This is a genomic window from Cytobacillus depressus, from assembly GCF_008923245.1.
GTDB lineage: Bacteria > Bacillota > Bacilli > Bacillales > Cytobacillaceae > Cytobacillus > Cytobacillus depressus.
In genome coordinates this window covers 38820-60650 of the sequence record NZ_WBOS01000009.1, presented here as the reverse complement: position 1 = coordinate 60650, position 21831 = coordinate 38820, and the positions used below count along the sequence as shown (strand labels likewise).

Sequence of the window (21831 nt, the reverse complement as noted above, 5' to 3'; positions counted from 1 at the left end):
CTTATTAACATCCTAAATGGCGTGCAATGACCAAACGCTGGATTTCAGAGGTTCCTTCTCCTATTTCCATTAATTTGATGTCACGCAAATAGCGCTCTACATCATACTCTTTCATATAGCCATAGCCGCCATGTATCTGGATAGCTTGGTTACAGACACGGAAGCCTGCTTCAGATGCATAAAGCTTAGCAAATGCGGATTCTTTGCCAAATGGTTTTCCTTGATCCTTCAGCCATGCTGACTTGTAAACCATATTCCGGGCCAGTTCAATTTCCATCGCCATATCCGCCAGTTTAAACTGAATGGCCTGGAAGTTAGAAATGGACTGCCCGAACTGCTGCCTTTCCTTCGAATATTGAAGGGCTTTCTCATAAGCCGCCTGTGCAATTCCGACAGATAGGGCTGCGATCGAAATCCGGCCTCCATCAAGGGTATATAAAAATTGGCTGAAGCCCTTTTTCTCATCACCTAGCAGGTTTTCCCTCGGAACGCGAACATTTTCAAGGACGATTTCACACGTATTGGAGCCACGGACACCCATCTTGTCATAATTGCAGGAAATCCTTACGCCTGGTGCATCGGTTGGCACAATAATTGCAGAGACAATATTACGTCCATTGTCTTTTTTACCGGTGACAGCGGTTACAATTACTTGCCTAGAATAGCCAGCATTAGTAATCCAGCACTTTTCACCATTAATCACCCACTCGTCACCGTCAAGTACGGCTCTCGTTCTTGTTCCACCAGCATCGGATCCGGCATTTGGTTCCGTTAAACCAAAAGCACCCATTGTTTCTCCTTTCGCCATTGGGACCAGCCATTCCTGCTTTTGCTCTTCAGTTCCGAAATAATAAATTGGGCTCGCTCCAAGGCTGGTGTTTGCCGCGTAGCTTAATCCAGTGCCGCCGCAAGCTCTTCCGATTTCCTCCACTGCAATAATATAAGAAATGGTATCCCCGCCAGCACCGCCATATTTTTCAGGAAAAGGAATGCCTAACAAGCCGAGCTCCCCCAGCTTTTTAAAAGTTTCATAGCGCATTTGCGAAGTTTCATCCACCTCACGTGCATATGGCTTGATTTCTTTCTTGGCAAAATCCCTTACCATTTCCTTTAGCATTTGCTGTTCGCTCGTTAATTCGAAATTCACGACTTGTTTCCTCCTTTTATTGAGACCGACCAGTTGGTCTGCAACTAGGTAATAGGACGAATTTGGATCATGGTGGATGGATCATTGCAATGGGGTTCCAATTGTATTACCGACCAGTCGGTCTGTCCCTCGTATATTAATAGCCAGCTAGAATGATATCGGCTGACTTTTAAGTAAATAGTTGTTGACTGCTTCATCTTTCATGCCCTTTTCTGTTAGAAGTGAATGAAGAATAAGGTCATTAAAAATGAGTGCAATAGATTCAATTGACAACGGGCCTTCTTTACTAAACCATTTGTAAGTCCAGTTGATCATGCCAATGATTGACATCGTAGAGATATCCGCCGGAACTTCAGTTCGGAAGTCGCCATTTGTCTGCCCTTCCTTAATCATCTGAACGATTAATTTCCGGTACTCATCGCGTTTTTCATCGATCTTCTGATAATAATCGCCAACTAAATAGGTGCTTTCCTGATAAAAAACAGTAATATGGGGTTTGTATAAATCAAATACTTTTGTAAAAGATTGAATGGTTGCGCATAATCGGGAAACGGGTGTATCAAAGTTATCATAAGCTTCCCTGGCTTTATCGAGAACATAGGAGATGAAACAATCGTGGATGTGATAAAGCAATTCATCTTTGGATTTAAAGTTGTGATAGAAACCCCCTTTGGATGTCCCGCACTCATCAACAATTTGACTGACCGTGACTCCATGGTAGCCATGCTGTTCAAACAAAACCAGTGCTGTTTCAATAATCCTCTCCTTAAGTGGTAACTTTTTCATAAACATCATCCTTTGAAAAATATCGTAACATAGAGGTTTGGGAAAATCAATTGAAGTTTCTGAAAATAATACAGAATTCAGAATAGGGGAAAATGGGGAAAGGTGCACTGTCCCGAGAGTTATTGAAGTTTAACTTTACGTTGTATTAATTGTTAATAGGTGTTACAGATATTCCTAAAAGAATAAGAAGTACCCCGCCCCATTGAAGAATAGAAACATTCTCTTTTAAAACCAATGAAGCAAGGTTTTCTACTGGAATGGAGAAGGAATCAATATCCATTGAAGAGCAAATATACGGCCTTCTACTATGTCATTTTTCCATAAAGTACAAGAAAGCTATTTTATTAAAATAAAATTCTTAGTCAGTTCATCTTCTGAAATGACGATCCTATTTATTAAATCCTGGGTTCTTAAGACATATTCCTTTACTCCAATAAACTCTGATTCAGCCACAACATAAAACCGAGTTCCTTTTTTGTATCCTTTAAATTCATTTTTTAATCTATATTTTTTCATAAGTATACCCCTGATTTTCAAAATAGAGTTTTCTTTTCTGTATATCGTAAACCTTTTAGTTAATGATAATTTATACAAAATACTTAATAAAAGGAAAAAAGATGAAGATACGTTTCGGCTATGTTGCGAATGCATTAGGATTATGGGATGCAAGCCCATCAAAAACTTTAACATTTACACGATATTCAGCATTACCTAAAAACGAACGATTGGAAAAACTTAAATCCGTAACAGCACAAAACTTACATCACACAAAAAGGATTCTATATTATAATATTGCGCATGAAATCGAGCTATATCGATTTTCAAGTGCGATCGTCCCTTTAGCCACCCATCCAGAAGTCATGTGGGATTTTGTCACGCCATTTAAAAAAGAATGGGAAGAACTAGGAAGAATAATAAATCAGTTTAGACTTCGAGTCAGCTTTCACCCAAATCAATTTACTCTTTTCACAAGTCTAAGAGACGAAGTGACCATAAATGCAGTGAAGGATATGGAATATCATTACAAAATGCTGCATGCAATGAATGCTCACAAAACGGGTTTAATAAATATTCATATTGGCGGAAGCTATGGCGATAAAACAAAGTCATTATATCGGTTCCACCAAAATTTTAAAAAATTACCAGATGAAATAAAAAAGCGAATGACATTAGAAAATGATGATAAAACATATAATGTCCAAGAAACACTCACTACTTGTGAAAAGGAAAGCATTCCAATGATCCTTGATTACCATCACTACATGGCAAATAAAGGAGAGGTTAAACTTGAATCCTATTTACAACGAATATTTAACACTTGGAAAGCCTTTAATACTGTACCTAAAGTTCATCTTTCGTCACCAAAATCGGACGAAGCCTATCGTTCGCACGCCGATTTTGTCTCCCTACCTTTCGTACTTCCCTTTCTGAAAATGGCAAAAGAGCTAAATCAAGACTTTGACATCATGATAGAAGCCAAACAGAAAAACCTTGCCATGCAAAGACTAGTAGAAGAGGTAGCAGCGATAAGGGGGATTAAACATATTACGAGCTCTTCAATAGAATGGTAAATAGTGTTAAATTCAGTCATTATATATCCTACCCCATTGTAAAAATACTAGGAGACAAATTCAATAGTCAATATCTCAATTTAAAAATATGTAAAAAACGGCGAACAGCTTTGATTCTGTTCGCCATTTATACAAATACTTCAATTTTTTAAGTGTGTGTTATCAGTGGGTAAAAGCTCATCTTTGAGGAAAAATGCAAAGATTTTTTTACATTGAGGGATCGACACTCCTAAAATTGGCCCTAACCCAAAAGCAATAAACACCGTGCCTATGCCGACAGGACCGCCTAACAACCAACCTAGAAGAAAAACTAATACTTCAATTCCATTTCGTACCCAAGGAATGCTCCAACCCGTTTTTTCAACAATTAATAGCATAAAACTGTCTCTTGGACCCGCTCCAAGGTTAGCTGAAACATAAAATCCAATGCCATAACCTAGTAAAATAACACCGAACAAATACGCCAATGTTTCTCCTACTAACCCATCAATTGGCGGTAAAAGCCAATTGAAAAAATCAATAAATAATCCAAGAAACACCATATTAAGAAGTGCCCCTATTTTAGGCCAAGCTTTTTTCACCATGGTAATAAGCAACAACAAAAAACAGCCGCTTATGATTGACCAAGTACCAATTGATAGCCCGAACTTAAGAAATAGCCCGTAATGAAAAACATCCCACGGACCAATACCTAATTGCTTCCCTTTTATGGTTAAAGAAATCCCAATAGCGACAATCATCAATCCAAAAACAAAAAATGACCAGCGCAGAAACCATTCTTTTCTCATCATTACTGCTCCTTCAACTTATAGCATGCTGTTCCAATATACCATAGGATTTAAGCAGAAATGGTAATCTATATTTTGCGAATATTTACTTTAATATGTACCTTAATTTCAGTTGAATGGTCGAGCATTCTAATTCCTTATCGCTACCATTCAAAAAAGAAGAAGAGATCAAAATTAGCAATCTTTTAAAACAGGCGAACAGCCTTTGTTCTGTTCGCCTGTTTTTAACTAAATAATCGTAGCTCCAAGTGTATTCTTAAAATGCGTAAGTGCCCACTCGTAACCGTTTGTGTTAAACTCTTTCCACTTCGTTTCAAGTACTACTCTGATGCTATTAATGACCTTTTGTGTTTGGATGCTCAAAACTAAACGCGTGTAATAGCTTGTCAGGATCCTATTCATAACCATTTGCTAATCTTGGCATCGTATGACTTTCCTCCCGCTTCATTAAAGACTAACGTAATACAAACTAGTCTGAATAGACTGTTTTTTCTGTAAATTGTAGCTTTAATTCACATCGATATATATAATTTCTTATATAAAGTTCAGGATGTGGATGGTTTGAATTTTTTACTCAACAAAAGAGATCCTTATATTTTTTTTATGATGTTGATATTGGTTCCTTTGGCGGGTCAATTATTTTTTTATCCTTTCAATGATTCGTTTCGGATTAGTTTCGGTACACCGACATTTTTCTTTTCTTTATTACTTCTACGAAAAATACCGTCTATTCTCTCTGGTTTCATAGTAGGAATCATGGTTGTATTATTTAGAATCCTATTAGACCTGATTATTTACGGTAAGGTGTTTACAGACTCTTTTATCGCTCATTATCCCACTTTTTTTTATTATCTAACTTTTGCCTTTCTTTTTTATACCATAAAAATGAAACGCTTACATCATCGTCCAGTGCTAATGGGGATTTTGGGTATTATCATAGAAATATCATCCAGCATTGCGGAAATCACTTTTCAATACATTGCATTCGACGCTTATACTTCTCCTTCCGCTATACATAAAATAATCGTGATTGCCATTTTTCGCAGCTATTTTACGATAGGATTTTTCAATCTCCTGAAATTATATAAGACCAAACTGACAGTTAAGCAAACACGCCAACAAAATGCTCATCTTCTCATGATTATCTCAAGCTTATACGAAGAAACAATCCACTTAAAGAAAACATTAATAAACAGTGAAAAAATAACACAGGATTCCTATTTTTTATATCAAAAGCTAATGGAGTTTGAAGAGCAAAAGGAGACGCTGCCAATTCAATGTCTGGCCGCCAAAACATTAAAAATTGCCGGAGAGATACACGAAATAAAAAAGGATAACCAGCGAATTTATGCTGGACTTTCCAAATTAATATCGGATGAAAGTTTTAAAGAATACATGACCATATATGAACTCCTTGATCTCATTATACGAGCTAATAATAATTATGCACTTTCCTTAGGAAAAGAGATTGAGTTTAAACAAGAGATTAACGGGGATCATCCGGACTATCATATTTTTAAAATTCTATCGATCCTTAATAACTTAGTAATGAACTCCATTGAAGCCATAAAACAATTAGGAGTTGTGAAGATTTCTGTTTCCAAACAAAATAATTGGGTTCATTTTCAAATAAGTGATAACGGTCCTGGCATCCCAAATAAACGAAAGAATTTAATTTTTGAACCTGGATTCACTTCAAAATATGAAAGCGAAGGAAGTTCATCAACAGGGATAGGACTGTCATATGTACAAAGAATCGTTGAGGAACTTGAAGGCAAGATCCTTTTGAAAAGTGAACCAGAAGTAGATGGTACGATCTTCACTATAAAATTACCAGTTAATTATTTGGTCAAGAAAGAGTGATGTTATGTTCTTTTACATAGTGGATGATGATATAGCCATTCGATCCATGTTAATGGAAATAATCGAAGACGAAGATCTTGGGGTTATCGCAGGTGAAGCGGAGGATGGTACACTCATAGATGGAGATCTATTAACCTTAAAGAAAACAGATATTTTGCTTATTGATCTTTTAATGCCAAAAAGAGATGGGCTGCAAACAATCCGCAATATTAAACCTGAATTTAAAGGGAAAATTATTATGATTTCACAGGTAGAGTCAAAAGAGTTAGTAAGTAAAGGATACACCCTTGGTATTGAGTATTACATAACGAAACCTATTAACAAGATTGAAGTTATATCTATAATAAAAAAAGTGAGCGAACGGATCCGTTTGGAGAAGTCTATATTAAACATCCATCAATCATTGAGCAATATACTTGCGTTGGATCAAATTTTTGTACATGAGCAGGCGGCTTCATTGGTACCAACCATTATAGATTCTGGTCAGATTCTTTTATCTGATTTAGGAATTATGGGTGAAAACGGATATCGAGACCTATTAAATATATTAGAGTATTTATTCCAATGCGAACGGACTGAGACATTTACGAATGGTTTCCCGCGACTAAAGGATATATTTTTGCAATTGGCTCAAAAAAAGCTTGGAATCTCCGTAAGCCAAAGTGAAGTAATGAGAGAAATGAAAGCTTCGGAACAACGTGTTAGAAGGACAATTTATCAATCATTAAATCATCTATCATCACTTGGACTGGATGATTACTCCAATCCAATCTTCGAAAATTATGCTCCTAAACTATTTGAGTTTAAGACTGTAAGGGATAGAATGGCTGAATTAAAAAAAGAGCAAGCACTTTCAACCACTCAAGTTCGGATAAATGCGAAAAGGTTTATCCAAACCCTATATTTTGAAGCAAAACGGCTAATGCCCGAGCTTTGATAATGAATACCTCTGTTTGACTTCTTTAATAATTTTTTTACTAAGTCAAGTTTTTTGAAACACCTCCGATTTTTCGGAGGTGTTTCCTTATACCATTTTCCCTCTAATTACTTAGCAGTCCTGAGCTTTGATGGAGACACAGAATCAAAATGACCTACCAGTACTTTGGTAAGTTGTAGAAATCATTACCGTTAAGCTTGTCTACCGAACCATCAGCCATGCGATTGGCGATACCGTACAGCCCGTTCTTTACTGCTTTAGTTAGCATTCCCTTCTGTTTCTGGCCCCAGTTATGCTGCTGTCCACGAACTTCGAACAGAACTGTTGCAGTACCGTTAAGAGCAAAAGATGATCTGGCCTGACCAGGCAAGTCTCGATCAGATGCGTGGAAATAGCGGCTAGCTCCACCCCAGAATGGGGAAGTTTCGGCATTACCATTTCCAGCGTGATCTTTCATGCCAAGCGCTGCCGCTAGTACGTATCGTCTGGACTTCTCCTGGTCGAGTAGTGGATATTGTTTATATTTAGGATTGTTTTCAGGACCAAGCGGCGGATAGTCTAATGAAACTGTCACATATTGATCACTACCCTCATTTTTGTTACATGCTCCCATGTGATGTAAATCAACGTACGCCTCAACCTCACCAAATTCTTTTTTCAAATTAACATAAAGGTTACGAAGAGCACGGGACTCGTTCGTTAAGAAAAATCCAGGTTGGCTTCCATCTTTAGTCATATCTTCGGCACGAGGTTCATAGTTTAGGTCAGGGTTAAAATCGCGGTTAACATCGAAACCACCGCCTCTAGATGCAGAGTAGTACCAAGCTCGCTTGGCATCTTTAAGCTGTGGAAAAGTGTTTACGACTTCTTCCCATGGGAAAACGTTTTGACGTTGGTTCAAATCTGCTCCATCTGGATTAAACTTTGGCACAGCAACGATAGTTACGTTGTTCCGAATCGCCTGAATTTCGGGATTATTGCCGGATCCCAGCTCCTTTAACATTTGCAACAAAGCTTCAGTACCAGTTTTCTCATTACCATGAATTTCGCTGGTAACAAGCATGACACGATCTCCGGTTCCAACACGGGCTGCATATATGTCCTTGCCAAGGCGCGATTGCCCAATAACATCCAATTCCACACGTCCAAAACTTGTTTTTTCAATTTGGCGAAGACTTTTTACCATTTGTTCGTAGTCGACCCAACCTTCGACAGATGGATCGGTAAGATTACTACAATCAGCGTTACCATTTTGAGCATTTGCGCCTAGTGGAAATTGGGTAATCAGCAGGACTAGGGCAACGAACAAAAAACTGAGCTTACGAATAGGCATCTTGTATCCTCCTTTAAAATAATTGATTACAATCTTTATTTTAAAGATGGACTACAGAAATATACGGAAAAATACAAATATACTAAATATATATATAATTATTCATTAAATTAATTTGAAAGTTGAAAACTTAATATCTTAACGACTTTCCACCCCAAGGGGTTGCCCCCTCTTCTTCAACGAATAACCGGCTAGATAGCAACTTTCTTCTTTTCTCTTACTTTGTACTGCCATAAAAAAGCCCCTTTGCTTTGCTGAGGGTCCCAACAAAGCAAAAGAGGCTACAAGTCTATTTGAAAGAACACTTTCGGATTTCTAGTATTCATAAACAGATATCTGTACAAACACCCACTAAATAAATATCAGTAATCCCTCTTTCTCTAAGTTTTATCGAAAGATCTGTCCCGGCAAAAGCAGAAAATCTTGTTTTATCCATATAATGAACATTCTTTTTCAGCTTATTTTCTTCATAAACTTCTTTCAATACCCCATACAAGTCCCTTCCTTTTGTTCCTCTAATATTATGAGGCGGGAACTGGTCCGTTTCTGGATGAAATGGGTCACCTTCTTCATGGACGTCTATTGCAAAAACGACATATTCATCCTGTTCAATAAAGTCTTTTGTAATTTCTGTAATTCTCTCTTCTATTGCTTGACCAGGTTTTCCGCATGTTAATTTACCGTCATCAGCGACAAAATCATAGGTGTAGTCTACATTAATTAAAGCTTTTTTCATTGCAACGCACCCCTATCATAATAGACTTCTATTTTGAATCACATATTACCAATATTATACTAGCCAATCCCCTTTAAACTCAAAATAAGCGCCTTTAACAGATACTTTATTCGTAATATCCAATTCATCACTATTATGCAATGGCCTTTTGATCAACTTTCCACATCCGTTCAAGGATGATTGCTGAGAATGTGCCTAATAATAAACCATTTCTTGCAATATACTGTATTAAATACGGGAGGCCGTTAAAAGACTCAGCTGATAAAAACATGGTTCCGATTCCAAACAGCAATGAAACACCAATAATAGTTCTATTTCGGTTAGTTAATGGTTGTATTGTTAAAGAGCGAATGCTTATTCCAAGCATCTCGATCAATGTTGCTAGAAGAGCGGCACTAGCTACTGGTAAAGGTAATGAAGCCAAAACACCTACAATGCTTGGAAATAACGAAATGACACTTAAAATTCCACACGCTAAAAGAAACGGAATGATTCGATATTGTTTTGTTAGTTTAATGAACCCAGCGGTAACGGGCAATGGGACAACCGCGATCGTTGAGAATATTGCTGAAATAAAATGAGATACTCCCCCTATCCATGTACCGGAATAAAGCCTGTTTTGTACATTTTCTTGATTGTTAGGGATCGCCTCACCGACCGCGTTCATTGCAGCAATCGTATTTGAAATGAGTAAAAATGAAAATAATACAGCGGTAACGATGATTCCACCATTTACGGCCGGGAGTCCCCAAGGGAATATTTCCGGAAACTTGATCAATTCAGATGAAATGGAGAAAGATTGGTTGCTTTTACCTAAAAGAATAAAGACAAGCCACCCAAATAGAATCCCAAGTAAGATTGCATAACTTTTCAACCAGCCCTTTCCCTTTGCCGAAAGAACAAGAATGAAGAAAAAAACAAGCAGTGAAATTGCAAAACTTAGCAAATCCATTTGCCCCGTGCGACCACTGTTTGAAATCATCCCATTTAAAAAAACACCGCTTAATTGGAGTGCGAGAATAAATAGAAACACACCTGTTACGATTGGCGTAAACAGAAACAGCAACCGTTGAACCCACTTCGTAATTCCTAAAATAAACAAAATCAATCCTGCGATGATTAGCCCCGCTTCCAGTGTTCGTAAGGTTTCGAGCATTGTATTCCCTTGCTGCATACCAAGACTGGCATAAATAACAAAAATGCTTACCCAAGAACCAGCTGGACCATCTGCGATCGGAAATCGGTGTCCAAATTTAGCCTGTAAAAACGAACTCAATCCGACAACTAAAAACGTTCGTTGCATTAGCGCAGATATTTCCGTCCCCGACAGGTGAAATATATTTCCGATAACTATAGGAAGCGCAATCGAATTGGCGAGTAAGTAGATAAACCATTGAAACGTACTTAAATAATTATTTTCAGTATTCATTCATGCTTTCCTTTCAACTTTTGTAACAGGTATTGCATTAATTGCAAAATGTTAAAGTCCGGTACTATTAAAACGCACCGGACAAGAATTTTTTTATAACATAAATTTCGGGAATCCATTAAACAGTCACAAAGTGACACCCACGAAAATTATTCTATTTATTAGTTGTTTGTGTTGCAAGAAGTTTTAAAGATTGTTCTTTATGCAAATGATATAAAGAATTTGTTGGATCATTCGTTATTGCATTTTCAATTGCTGCGATTGCTTCATGATGTTTTCCTAGCGATCTAAGACTATTTGCTTTATGAAAGGAAAAATCGTATCGATGTGGTTGTTGGGATAGAAGTTTATCCATTTCGATCACCGCTTCTTCATGTCTGCCAAGTTCCCTTAAATAATTCGATTTATGGTAACGGTAAAACGTCTCATTTGGGTCTAGTTCAATGGCCTTATCATACTCGTTAAGAGCTTCTTCAGACTTTTTCATTAATCTTAAGCAATTCGCTGTATAGAAATAAAAATCAAGATCTCTTGGATCCATTGTAAGTGCTCGATTGTATTCTTCAAGGGCTTCCTCATATCGCTTCAGCTCTTGAAGAAAGTAACCCCGGTAATAGATTAATTCAAGATTTTGACTTTCATTTTCGAGCGCTTTATCAATCTCAGCAAGCGCTTCATCAAGCTTGTCAATCCTTGCATATGACTTTGCCTTTTTAATATTTTCACTTTTCACTATAAATTCTCCGTTTAAGATCTTAACAACCCTCTGCTGCTTCATTTCCTTTGCATGCTGAAGTGATGACTTTCCATTTCGGTCCGCTAAGTTTACATCTGCTCCAGCATTGACTAAATCTTGAACAATATCAGAATATAAGCGTCCGCCATTTCCTAAAATTACAGACTCTAGCAAAGCGGTCCAGCCTAAATCATTCGCATGATTTACAGGGATACCCGCGTCCAAGCATTTTTCTACAGTTTTAAGATAACCTTTTTCACTTGAAGGTAATAATGCAGTGCCTCCAAAGCGATTCACACTTTTAAGATCAGCACCAAACCCAAGCATTAGGCTCAATATTTCATGAAATCCATTTGCTCCAGAACAAATAAATGGTGTTAATTGTGTAATATCTCTCGCGTTTACATCACTTCCCGCAACTAACAACAATTCCACTGATGAAATTTGATTTTTTTGAGTTGCTGCCATCAAAGCCGTACGACCATCGGCATCTTGAAAATTAACACTTGCACCGTCGTTTAAAAGTCGATCAATCTCAGCAACATCTCCTCGTTCACTTGCATAGATCAGTTCAGTGTTTAAAGCTCGATTTTCCATATATAGTCTCCTCTCTTTATAGCTCTTCAAACTTCACAATCTTGCAAAACTCTTCGCCCTCAGGGATCAAGGGCGAAGTTGCTTTTTTATTTTGGGTCTAAACTTCAGTTTTGTTAAGCTGCTGCTTCCTTATCAGTGTTAATTTCTTTTTTGTTACGATCCATCATATATTTCACTGCAAATAATGCGGCGACCATGAGATAAGCATAGACAAACTGCATTGATGCAACTTGAGCAAATCCCACCGTACTCGCATGAATGACGCCAAAGAGAGATAATAAGGATGCAATTACCGCGGCAGTTACAGCCCGGAGAGGTTGATTATTAATTGCAAAGATTGCTAAACAGCCCCACATCAAACTACTAATTGGTGCACCATTACCTAGATGAATTAATCCGTTGTAATAAACACCCTTTGCAGCAAGAACTTCTGCACCCACTGCCTGTCCCGTTGTTCCAGCAGCAGATAAAACATTATTGGCAAGTGATAACGCCCAGTTGGCAATCCATGGGAATAAACAGATAAAGATCACCGGGATTTCTAGTTTCGGAGTTTCTCGAACAACTTGATTGGCTGTGACAATTCCAACATAAACTAAGATCGGTACTATAGCAACTACCGGAATAATTGCTAATAATAGGGCGCCAATTCCAAAGAGTGAGATAATTAACATAGATGTTCCAGTTGCGAGCGTGTAACCAAGTCCTGCGCCCATTGCCTTCCAACCTGCATGTCCAATGTAAACGGTTACTGGATATGGGTTACCTGCAAAAGCACCTACACAAGATGCCATTCCATTTGCTAACATGACGTGGCGTGTTTTGTAAGGGTCACCTGCAGCATGAGCACTTTCAATATTTTCTAGATCAAAAATATAGTTTGCAAGCCCTAAAGGCACGGCAGAAGCTAAATACGGAAGGGAATGAGGTATACCTGAAATTAGACTCGAAATATGAATTTCAGGGGGATTAAAGCCTAGAGTATGTAAGGCAGCAGTAATTGCCTCTGGACTCTGTAAGCCAAAGCCCCAAGCTAACGCCGTTCCAGCGGCTAACAATAGAAAACCAGTTGGGATTTTGGAAAAAATCGGTGATTTACCAAACCAGTTGAGAAAAATAATAATAAGTACAATAAACGCAACGACAGGTGTTTCAAATGATTGCAACATTGGGTTCATTGCAAGTAATAGTAATCCTAAACCAGATAAACAAGATAAAAGTACTGTCTTAGGTATTATTCTTCTTAGTGTATCACCTAAAAATGCACCAGCCATTAAGATAAATGCTTCAAATAAACACCAGACTAATGCGATCGAGAAGGCAAAATTCGCATCATTTGTTGTCTTATAAACCGGTAGAATAACTAAAAATGTAACAGTAAAAATAGAAGGTGCACTAGGACCAGATGGTAAGGCAGTTATATTTAATCTACCAGTTTCCTTTGCCAGCATTCGTCCAAAAACAAAGTAACAGCAACTTGCTAAAAAGATACCAAGTCCAAATCCTGGAACGATCCTTCCATAAACAATTTCCTCGGGAAAACCTACTACAAATATCAATAATGAAACCATTGTTAATAGATTAGTTAAGTTGTTGGCGAGTAGACCAAAATAAGCAGCCCAGTCACCTTTCATCCACAACTTTAATTTATGTTCCATTGTACTTCACCTCTAATTTTTTTGGTGATCGTTTAATAAGCTATGGGATTCAATAGTGTAAATACTAGTTTCATTTTCTATTTATCTCCATCGGTTGCACGCCAAAGCAGTTATATCGGATAAAGCCTTCATTTAGGATACTGGTCCTTTAATAAGTCAGGACCAGTATCCTTATCATCTTTGTTAAGTAAGTTAGCTTATATTTTCACTTACAGCTAGAAGTGCCTTTTCAAATGCCTCAACTGGCGGATAGGTAATACCTGCTCCAATCATTCCAATACCCGGTTCTTTATGGGCAATCGCCGTATTGATAACTGGAAGTATTCCTGATTGAACAACCTTACGCATATCAATTCCTGTAGGTATCCCACGGAAGTCTAGTAGTGGGATCGTCACATTTGGATTTTCGGCAGTTGTAATTTCCGCCATTTTTGTTGAAAAGCCAATCGCTTCCTCAACTGTTCCGCCAACTAGGGGAACAATTGCTGGAGCAGCTGCCATTGCAAAGCCGCCAATACCATATGTTTCAGTAATTGCACTATCACCGATATCCAAACCCGAATCCTCCGGTGTATATCCCGCAAACATTGGTCCAATTACCTTTTGGGCGGGACCTGTAAACCATTGATTTCCTGCCATACCACTTATTCGAATACCGAAGTCTGTTCCGTTACGTGCCATTGTCGTGACAATCGTACTATTTTCAATGCCATGAGCCGCATCAAGAGCACATTTACAAAGAGCCATCCATGTTGGACCCGAGAAATAATCACTGCTTGCTACGAAATCTAACACTTCACGCTTTTGTTTTGTTGAAAAATCTGTTTCTAAAATATATGGAGATAAAGCTTGAATGAAAAGAGTTGTACCTGCAACGTTGCGGTTATGACACTCGTCACCCATATGTAGAGCTTGTGAAAGCATTAAGCGTAAATCAATTCCATCCTTATTAAGCTTCATTGCATCTCTTAATATTGGACCTAATACATCTCGCATCCAATTAAGTCGCAAAATAACACTCTCATCATTCGCACCCATTCTTAAGATTTTAGACATTTGTTCACTTAAGTTGGTAAAGGCGATGTTACCGTAAGCTTTATTTTCAACGATGTGCACAAACATGGATGCAGAGGTTACACCAGCCATTGACCCTACAGCATTATGTTCATGGCATGGAGAGAAAGTAATTTCTCCGGATGCTGCCAGTTCCGCTGCCTCTTCTACATCCTTTGCTAATCCTTCAAATACAATAGCCCCAGTAACTGCACCTTTCATAGCACCATTCATACGCTCCCAAGTGATTGGTGGACCTGAATGTAGGATAGTCGTTTTCGTCATACCCGGAACAACATTAATCGCCTGATCAAAACCGATTAAAACAGGCTTTGAATTAATAATTCTCTCTACAGCAATTTTGTTCGCTGCTTCAATTTTTTCTGCTAATTCAGCATACTCAAGCTTGTCGAGTGCCGCAATTAGTTCTCGTTTCCCACCTCCTGGAGGAGTCCATTCAAGATGAGATGCCTCTGCATTTTGCTTCTTTATATCGTCTTTAATAAATTCAATTCCAACATTAATGATATTTAGTTTACTTTTAAAAAGTTCTCTGATTTTACTCATCCTTATACCCCTTTCACAACAAATTCTCTTGCTAATAGCCCTGCGTTTGTGCTGCTGCTTGCATGTGTTACTCCGACAGATAGTAACTTTTCGACTTGCTCTTCAATATTAGGCTCATCCATATCTGTGCCAAGAACATATCCTAAAATTTCTAAGTGTCTTCCTTCCTTTGCTGCTAATTGTTTCGCTTCTTTGATTGCCGGAAGCATAACTCCAACCGGGTCTTTATGAGAGCCATAACCTAAGATGAAGTCCATAACAATTACACCGACCGAGGGATCCTTCGCCTCTTGTAAAAACCGTTCAATACGTGAAGACGGATCAATCATTGGATGTGGCTTACCGTTTGTAAAATCATCATCGCCAAAATCAATAAATGTATGTGCTTGACTACTATTGTTATTCTTTAACTTGAAGTTTGGATCTTGATGAATGTTACTATATACATTGTCGAATTTTTCCATAGCAGCATACATGGCTTCGTCACAAAGTGTTCCACCACAGAATAACCCGCGAATATATTTTTGTTCAGGAGTTAATTTTGCTCGAACTTCGTCGATTAAAGGAAGATTTAGTGCACGTTTGTTAATTTTGCTTTCATCAGCACCTGCTAAAAGAACAGCCTTTAGTGCCGCTTCCTTTGACCTTTTTGCAAAATGTCCCCCAGCTTGAGCTACCGCTTCTTCATCACCTCCGATAAAGTAAACGACTACTGGTTTCGTACAATTTTTTATTTCTGCAAGTATTTTTTCCTCTACACTCTTGGCTGGTGGTTTAGAAACAAGTACAATCACCTTTGTTTCTTCATCCTCTGCAAGCGCTCTCATTCCATCCAGCATCATTATTCCGCCGACTTCCTCACTTAAGTCTCTACCGCCCGTTCCAATGAGTTGAGTAATTCCGCCCCCAAACTCGTGAATTCGAACGCTTATCTCCTGACTGCCCGTTCCAGAAGCTGCAACAATGCCAATTTCACCTTTTCTTACTTTATTTGCAAAACACAATCCCACATTGCCAATAATCGCCGTTCCACAATCGGGACCCATCATCAATAATCCTTTATCATGAGCTAACTGCTTTAATGCAATCTCATCTTCAACACTTACATTGTCGCTGAAGAGCATTACATGTAAGTTATTCTCGAGCGCTTTTCTTGCTTCTCTAGCTGCAAAGGTTCCGTTTACTGAAATGACAGCAAGGTTTGCTTCAGGAATACCTTTTACTGCTGAATCAATCGTTGCATATTTCATCTCCGTTTTTTCTTTTGCAGTGTCTTTTTTATTGAATAAGTCTTCAATTCTCTCGAATGCTTCTTTACAAAGTTCCTCCGTTTCCGCTTTTACAACAATCATTAAATCGCCGATTTGCGCTTCGTCAAGCTCGGGTGTACCTAAACCTACATTTCGGATTACTTCTTTATTCATTTCCGTTCCCATACCAACCATGGCTTGCTGAACACCTTCGATTTGGTTAGCTCTTGTTGAAATTGACATTAATGATACTGAATCAAAATAAGTGTTTTTCTTAATCAAAACTTTAGTAGTCATCATTTACCTCCAACTTTTATATTCATTTCCATCCCACTGACAAGTCCCAATGCGATGTCAGTTCCAGATGAAGATCCTATGTTCAATACATTATTTAAAGAGAGAATTAACTCTTCTTTATTACCAGTTATTAAGGAATTGACTAAATGAACTAGTGACTCTCTCACCCTACCAATAGAAGCTTGTTTCATGGCAGCATAACTAATTTCATTTGTTAATGGTTGTGCGAGTTGTACAAATCGTTCTGTAAACTCTTGATAGGAATCGCTTTTCTTGACCTGAAAAGCTGTGATCAATCCTACTAAAAAATCGTCACCAGACGGGGTTAGTCCAGGACCAAGTCCTATTAAACCGGATGCAGACTTTAGTGCATTTGCAACGTTATTATTTGAAATTTCACTAATTAGAGATTCAGATCTTTCAGCTAACATTTTCGATGTCTCTTCTTCAAAAATGTTCTTCGTTGATTCATTTCGCTTCATTCCGCCACATTTTCCATGGCTATCTATGTATTGCTTCATACAAACTAAATTGCTTTTCAATACTTCATCATTTAAAGGATACTGAGGTAAGCTACAGTTCCATTTTTTAGAACCTTCTGTAGCTATTTCCAATTTATTTTCGATGTTAAGTACTTTATTTTTCACATAAACATTTTCATTCACTGCAATATTTAAGTCTTTAAAACTAGTGATATCAATGACTAGTGTATTGGGACCATTATCCATTCCGTCGTATGCGATTGTGTATAATTCACCATGATCTTTACAGTGAATATTAATTGTTCTTTCAAAATGGCTATGAACCCAACCACGAAACTTCAACTTTTCAATCCGTTTAATAAACTCAACATCACCAGATATTGCCTGTCTCAATGTAGCCACCTCTTTTAAAGCTATTTAGGCAATACGTATAAATTGAAGAATTTATTTTTTATATTAACACTGTTAATAGATTAAAAACCTCCCTTACCTTTTCTAAGCTGTATGAATGTATGCGGTTGTTTCTAACTACTGAAGATTGCATTATCCTTGGTTTTTTAATACATTTATAACGAAGGTGTATCCTTTACATATTTCATTCTATGTTACATGTACGTAACCGTCATTGGTTTCCGAGTCCAAAAAGTTTCCGGTTCAATTAGGCATGTTGCCCAATTATTTGTGTTCAAATTATGACCATGGAGTGAGGCATTTGTTAACAATAAAAGACTTATTTGATATAAAAGCGATTGATGGGATAAAGCTCGTTGCTGGAGAGAAAGGAATGAATAAAGAAATATCCTTAGTAAACATAATGGAGAATCCTGATAAATTCGACTGGTTATCGACCAATGAACTTCTTTTATCAACAGGTTATATCTTCAAGGATAATGAGGAACTTCAAAATAAAATAATAATGGAGCTTTCGGAAATTAATTGTTCCGGTTTATGTATTAAAGTTAAACGATATTTTGACAAGATTCCGCAAAACATGATTGACCAGGCGAATAAATACGGGCTACCGCTTTTAGAATTGCCATTTGAATATACATTGTCTCAAGTGATCTCTATTATTAATGAAAAAGTATCTGGAAGATACGATTTATTGAATAGAAAAGCATTAGATTTCCATAATACAATGTTTAGAATTGCACTTGATGGCGGAGGGATTAATAGCATTTCATCGATGTTATCTGAAACAATAAGTAACCCAATCTTATTTTTAGACAAGGATTGGAGCTTACTTCATTACTCTGAACATAAAGATAATAATGTTCTTCTAGAATACTGTCTTGACCTAGCCAAAGGTAGGCAGGCTTTTCCTAAAGAGTTTCTTGATTCAATGCCAAAAAATATTAGTAAAATGAAGAAATCAATTAAACGTATCTTTTATTTAGAAGAATTAAAAATTAAATGCCGCATTCTTCCGGTTGCCGTTGCGAATGATATTTACGGATATATCGTCGTTTGGCAAACAGTTCGTGAGCTGACAGAATTTGATTATATAGTTTTGCAACAAGCTGCAACGATTATGGCCCTTGAAAGGATTAAAGCGAAGGAAATTGAGGAAGTGAAATTAAGAATTCGCCAAGACTTCTATGATGATTTGCTGACAGGAAAAATTACTTCAAGTGACACGATTCAAACCTTGTGTGAGTTACATGGGTTAAATACAACCTATAAGTATCACTGTATGGTTGTTAATATTGAATATGATGAAATTGATTTCTATGAAGACATCGTAGCTAGTAAGAAAAGTTTGGAAAACATGGTGAAAAAATGTGTGGATTTAATATATAGTATTTCGATTAAAGCAAATGGAGAAGTGACCTGCTTTCATCGAAACAACCGAATCATTCTATTGATTGGACAATATAAAAATAGAATACCAATATCAATTTCTGATGCGAAACAATTTGCTAATGTTATTTACAATTTACTCAGTTCAGAAATAGATAATAATTCGTTATTAATTGGAATTGGCAGACAATATGATACTATTCACTCGGTTCATAAAAGCTTTACAGAAGCAATTGAATCCGTTAGGCTCATGGAAAGGTTTGATCAAAAAGAAGGAATATCTCATTTTGAAGAACACTCTATCTATCACTTATTGGATTCAAATATCAAAGACATCGAATTAGAAGACTTTTTCATGAAACATCTTGGAAAAATCTATGAGCACGACCGATTACACAAAACAAATTATATTGTTACATTGGAAAACTACTTTATTAATAATCTTAATATTAGCGAAACAGCTAAAGCGATGTTCTTACATAGAAATACACTTATTTATAGGATTGAAAAAATCAAGGATATTTTAAATACTAATTTAAAGAATTCAGAGGAATTATTACAAATTCAATTGGCATTAAAAATTTTTAGACTATTATATAAAGCCCTAACAGTTGAGTGATCATTAATATAATATAATATAAAAATCGGTGAAGAAGCACGGGGATGATTCTTCCACTTCCTAAAAGGAAGCAAAAGATCCGTCCCCTTGCCTACCAAACCTAAAATATTGCCTATGATTGGAAATCAGTAATCCTTATAGCTATAATAATCAAGAGGAGTCGTACACTATTTAGAAAACCATTATTTCAATAACAATTTTTTTGAGGAGGATTATATGATTTCATTAAGTGGAAAAACTGCCCTAATTACTGGAGCTGGCAGAGGGATTGGCCGTGCTGCGGCTATTGAATTAGCAAAAGAAGGCGTAAATATAGGATTAATTGGATTAAACATGTCAAATCTTGAAAAGGTAAGTGCAGAACTGGAACAATATGATGTAATAGTTTCAGGAGCTGCAGCAAATGTTGCTGACCTTGAATCCGTTCAACACGCTGTTGAACACATTAAATCTGACCTAGGACCGATCGATATTCTGATCAACAATGCTGGAGTAGCCAAGTTTGGCGGGTTTCTTGACTTAACACCTGAGGAATGGGAAAACATTATTCAGGTTAATTTAATGGGTGTATACAATGTAACAAGAGCCGTATTACCGGAAATGATTGAGAGAAAATCAGGTGATATCGTAAATATTGCCTCAACTGCCGGCCTAAAAGGCGCGCCAGTTACAAGTGCATATAGTGCATCCAAATTCGCAGTATTAGGACTTACTGAATCACTAATGCTAGAAGTGAGAAAGCATAATATTCGGGTGACTGCATTAACACCTAGTACAGTTGCCACGGATTTAGCGATTGAAAACAAACTAATCCAAGAGAATACGGAAAATGTTATGCAGCCAGAAGATTTGGCGGAACTTATTGTTGCCGGATTAAAGCTGAATCCGAGAGTCTTTGTGAAAACTGCAGGATTATGGACGACTAATCCTTAATTGTCAGGCTCTGTTAATCTTTAATGTTGATAAATAAATTTCTGACAAAAGGACTTCAAATTTTTCTGAAGTCCTTTTGTGTATTAAGAAAACCATTAGAGTTCACCCATAAATTATTGATATGTTGGAAACTCTTATTCACTGTTTGATTTTCACAAACTTTCTAATAATGAAAGTCCTATATTTTGATCGTCATTTATACCTAATCTATAATTAGCTAAAACTACAGCGGCGACTTTTTTTTCTTTATCAATACCTAAAAAAGAACTAAAACATCCTGTTCCACCGCAATGCCAACTTACATGATTATTTTTCTTTAAAAGCCACCATCCAAGACCCATGTCATACTTCTTTTTTCCATTTCCATGTTTTTTATGACATTGAGACAAATACGGTTTATCTTCGTCAATATTCATTTTTGCATATTTAAGCAGATCCTCAGCCGTTGAACTTATTGCCCCCGCAGGTGATATAAGGTTATTTTGATTCCATTTCCAGTTTCCGCAATCATTATTTTTTTTGTCAAAACCACGTAAATTATTGTTTGATGTTCCTAAATATGTATTTCTCAATCCAAGTTCATTTTGTAGAAATTCATTCATCGTGTCCCAATATCCTTTGCCTGATACACTCCCCAACCCGTAGCCGATAAGTGATATACCAAAATTTGAATATTTCCATGAATAATCTTCGTCTCTCAATTTGTTTCTCTCAGTTAACATTTTCATTTTGTTAAAATCCATATTTAACGGATTATTCTTATTCATATCACCACTGCCACTTATTAATCCTAAAAGTAACCTGAAATATTCCCGTTTATTTAATGGCAGTATTTCTGAATATCCAGAAGCGTGAGTAGCAAGACGGAGTATTGTAGGATAATACTGCTCTGCCCCAAGTTCCTCAAAATATTTTTGTATTGAATCGTTTAATGACATTTTGTTTTCGGATACATATTTCGATAATAAGGATGTAGTAAAGGTCTTGGTTATAGAGCCGATTTCATAATAATATTCTTTATATGAATCAAGTTCTCCATTTGCATTATAAATTTTTATTACAGAGTCATCCCCCGTTAAATAACCAACAGTTAACTTGATATTTTTTCTTCCTTTACAAGCCTTTTTAATTAATCGTAAGGTATTATCACTGATTACAAACATATCTATTACTCTCCCTGAGAATACTTTTTACTTTAGCATATTCCAAATTATCATTAATTTTCCTGTAATTTAAAGTTTGCTATACT

The 21831-nt window shown here is 36.9% G+C and carries 17 protein-coding genes and 1 pseudogene; 5 read left to right on the top strand and 13 right to left on the bottom strand.

The window, feature by feature from the left end:
* Nucleotides 1–4 precede the first annotated feature (4 nt).
* From F7731_RS16970 to F7731_RS16960, 3 genes are all read right to left on the bottom strand, one after another.
* Nucleotides 5–1147, bottom strand: a complete 1143-nt coding sequence (locus F7731_RS16970; RefSeq protein ID WP_151535999.1) for an acyl-CoA dehydrogenase — start codon at nt 1145–1147, stop codon at nt 5–7.
* Nucleotides 1148–1294: 147 nt separating this feature from the next.
* Nucleotides 1295–1933, bottom strand: coding sequence for a TetR/AcrR family transcriptional regulator (locus F7731_RS16965; protein ID WP_151535998.1), 639 nt, complete (start codon nt 1931–1933; stop codon nt 1295–1297).
* 336 nt (nt 1934–2269) lie between these two features.
* A complete protein-coding gene (locus tag F7731_RS16960) occupies nt 2270–2449 on the bottom strand; it encodes a hypothetical protein (protein WP_151535997.1) in 180 nt (59 codons plus the stop codon).
* Between the two features lie 101 nt (nt 2450–2550).
* On the opposite strand from F7731_RS16960, the gene uvsE reads away from it, so the two are divergent.
* Entirely contained in the window at nt 2551–3504 is a 954-nt protein-coding gene (gene uvsE, locus F7731_RS16955) for a UV DNA damage repair endonuclease UvsE (RefSeq protein WP_151535996.1), read from the top strand.
* Between the two features lie 140 nt (nt 3505–3644).
* Here uvsE and F7731_RS16950 read toward each other — a convergent pair whose 3' ends face one another.
* Nucleotides 3645–4292, bottom strand: a complete 648-nt coding sequence (locus F7731_RS16950; RefSeq protein WP_151535995.1) for a YczE/YyaS/YitT family protein — start codon at nt 4290–4292, stop codon at nt 3645–3647.
* 756 nt (nt 4293–5048) lie between these two features.
* Here F7731_RS16950 and F7731_RS16945 point away from each other — a divergent pair.
* A complete protein-coding gene (locus F7731_RS16945; protein ID WP_170289733.1) occupies nt 5049–6155 on the top strand; it encodes an ATP-binding protein in 1107 nt (368 codons plus the stop codon).
* Nucleotides 6156–6159: 4 nt separating this feature from the next.
* Nucleotides 6160–7092 (top strand): response regulator, encoded by a 933-nt coding sequence (locus F7731_RS16940; protein WP_151535993.1) that lies wholly within the window; start codon nt 6160–6162, stop codon nt 7090–7092.
* 154 nt (nt 7093–7246) lie between these two features.
* On the opposite strand, the gene F7731_RS16935 is transcribed toward F7731_RS16940, so the two are convergent.
* The 8 genes and pseudogenes from F7731_RS16935 to F7731_RS16900 all read right to left on the bottom strand — a co-directional run bounded on the left by F7731_RS16935 (nt 7247) and on the right by F7731_RS16900 (nt 17623).
* Nucleotides 7247–8425, bottom strand: coding sequence for a M14 family zinc carboxypeptidase (locus F7731_RS16935; protein WP_151535992.1), 1179 nt, complete (start codon nt 8423–8425; stop codon nt 7247–7249).
* 325 nt (nt 8426–8750) lie between these two features.
* Nucleotides 8751–9161: pseudogene (locus F7731_RS16930) on the bottom strand (cysteine hydrolase family protein); the annotation flags it as partial.
* Nucleotides 9162–9294: 133 nt separating this feature from the next.
* Nucleotides 9295–10590 carry a purine/pyrimidine permease gene (locus tag F7731_RS16925; protein WP_151535990.1) on the bottom strand — a complete coding sequence of 432 codons (1296 nt, stop codon included), beginning with the start codon at nt 10588–10590 and terminating at the stop codon, nt 9295–9297.
* A gap of 154 nt (nt 10591–10744) precedes the next feature.
* Nucleotides 10745–11923 (bottom strand): tetratricopeptide repeat protein, encoded by a 1179-nt coding sequence (locus F7731_RS16920; RefSeq protein ID WP_151535989.1) that lies wholly within the window; start codon nt 11921–11923, stop codon nt 10745–10747.
* A gap of 113 nt (nt 11924–12036) precedes the next feature.
* Entirely contained in the window at nt 12037–13581 is a 1545-nt protein-coding gene (locus F7731_RS26900) for a xanthine permease (protein ID WP_151535988.1), read from the bottom strand.
* 192 nt (nt 13582–13773) lie between these two features.
* Entirely contained in the window at nt 13774–15201 is a 1428-nt protein-coding gene (locus F7731_RS16910) for a YlbE family protein (protein ID WP_151535987.1), read from the bottom strand.
* Nucleotides 15202–15203: 2 nt separating this feature from the next.
* Nucleotides 15204–16748: an acyl-CoA synthetase FdrA gene (gene fdrA, locus F7731_RS16905; protein ID WP_151535986.1), complete on the bottom strand. Its 1545-nt coding sequence runs from the start codon at nt 16746–16748 to the stop codon at nt 15204–15206.
* Entirely contained in the window at nt 16748–17623 is an 876-nt protein-coding gene (locus tag F7731_RS16900) for an oxamate carbamoyltransferase subunit AllH family protein (protein WP_151535985.1), read from the bottom strand. Before F7731_RS16900 ends, fdrA begins: the two co-directional genes overlap by 1 nt.
* Nucleotides 17624–17942: 319 nt before the next feature.
* On the opposite strand from F7731_RS16900, the gene F7731_RS16895 reads away from it, so the two are divergent.
* Both F7731_RS16895 and F7731_RS16890 read left to right on the top strand, forming a co-directional pair.
* On the top strand, nt 17943–19649 hold the full coding sequence (locus F7731_RS16895; RefSeq protein ID WP_151535984.1) for a PucR family transcriptional regulator: 1707 nt from the start codon (nt 17943–17945) through the stop codon (nt 19647–19649).
* A gap of 216 nt (nt 19650–19865) precedes the next feature.
* Nucleotides 19866–20582: a 3-ketoacyl-ACP reductase gene (locus tag F7731_RS16890; RefSeq protein WP_151535983.1), complete on the top strand. Its 717-nt coding sequence runs from the start codon at nt 19866–19868 to the stop codon at nt 20580–20582.
* Between the two features lie 152 nt (nt 20583–20734).
* Here F7731_RS16890 and F7731_RS16885 read toward each other — a convergent pair whose 3' ends face one another.
* On the bottom strand, nt 20735–21745 hold the full coding sequence (locus tag F7731_RS16885; protein WP_151535982.1) for a serine hydrolase domain-containing protein: 1011 nt from the start codon (nt 21743–21745) through the stop codon (nt 20735–20737).
* Between the last annotated feature and the right edge of the window lie 86 nt (nt 21746–21831).

Coding starts and splice junctions, on each gene's coding strand:
- F7731_RS16965 (WP_151535998.1), bottom strand. CDS start 1,933: ATGAAAAAGTTACCACTTAAGGAGAGGATTATTGAAACAGCACTGGTT.
- F7731_RS16960 (WP_151535997.1), bottom strand. CDS start 2,449: ATGAAAAAATATAGATTAAAAAATGAATTTAAAGGATACAAAAAAGGA.
- uvsE (WP_151535996.1), top strand. CDS start 2,551: ATGAAGATACGTTTCGGCTATGTTGCGAATGCATTAGGATTATGGGAT.
- F7731_RS16950 (WP_151535995.1), bottom strand. CDS start 4,292: ATGAGAAAAGAATGGTTTCTGCGCTGGTCATTTTTTGTTTTTGGATTG.
- F7731_RS16945 (WP_170289733.1), top strand. CDS start 5,049: ATGGTTGTATTATTTAGAATCCTATTAGACCTGATTATTTACGGTAAG.
- F7731_RS16940 (WP_151535993.1), top strand. CDS start 6,160: ATGTTCTTTTACATAGTGGATGATGATATAGCCATTCGATCCATGTTA.
- F7731_RS16935 (WP_151535992.1), bottom strand. CDS start 8,425: ATGCCTATTCGTAAGCTCAGTTTTTTGTTCGTTGCCCTAGTCCTGCTG.
- F7731_RS16925 (WP_151535990.1), bottom strand. CDS start 10,590: ATGAATACTGAAAATAATTATTTAAGTACGTTTCAATGGTTTATCTAC.
- F7731_RS16920 (WP_151535989.1), bottom strand. CDS start 11,923: ATGGAAAATCGAGCTTTAAACACTGAACTGATCTATGCAAGTGAACGA.
- F7731_RS26900 (WP_151535988.1), bottom strand. CDS start 13,581: ATGGAACATAAATTAAAGTTGTGGATGAAAGGTGACTGGGCTGCTTAT.
- F7731_RS16910 (WP_151535987.1), bottom strand. CDS start 15,201: ATGAGTAAAATCAGAGAACTTTTTAAAAGTAAACTAAATATCATTAAT.
- fdrA (WP_151535986.1), bottom strand. CDS start 16,748: ATGACTACTAAAGTTTTGATTAAGAAAAACACTTATTTTGATTCAGTA.
- F7731_RS16890 (WP_151535983.1), top strand. CDS start 19,866: ATGATTTCATTAAGTGGAAAAACTGCCCTAATTACTGGAGCTGGCAGA.
- F7731_RS16885 (WP_151535982.1), bottom strand. CDS start 21,745: ATGTTTGTAATCAGTGATAATACCTTACGATTAATTAAAAAGGCTTGT.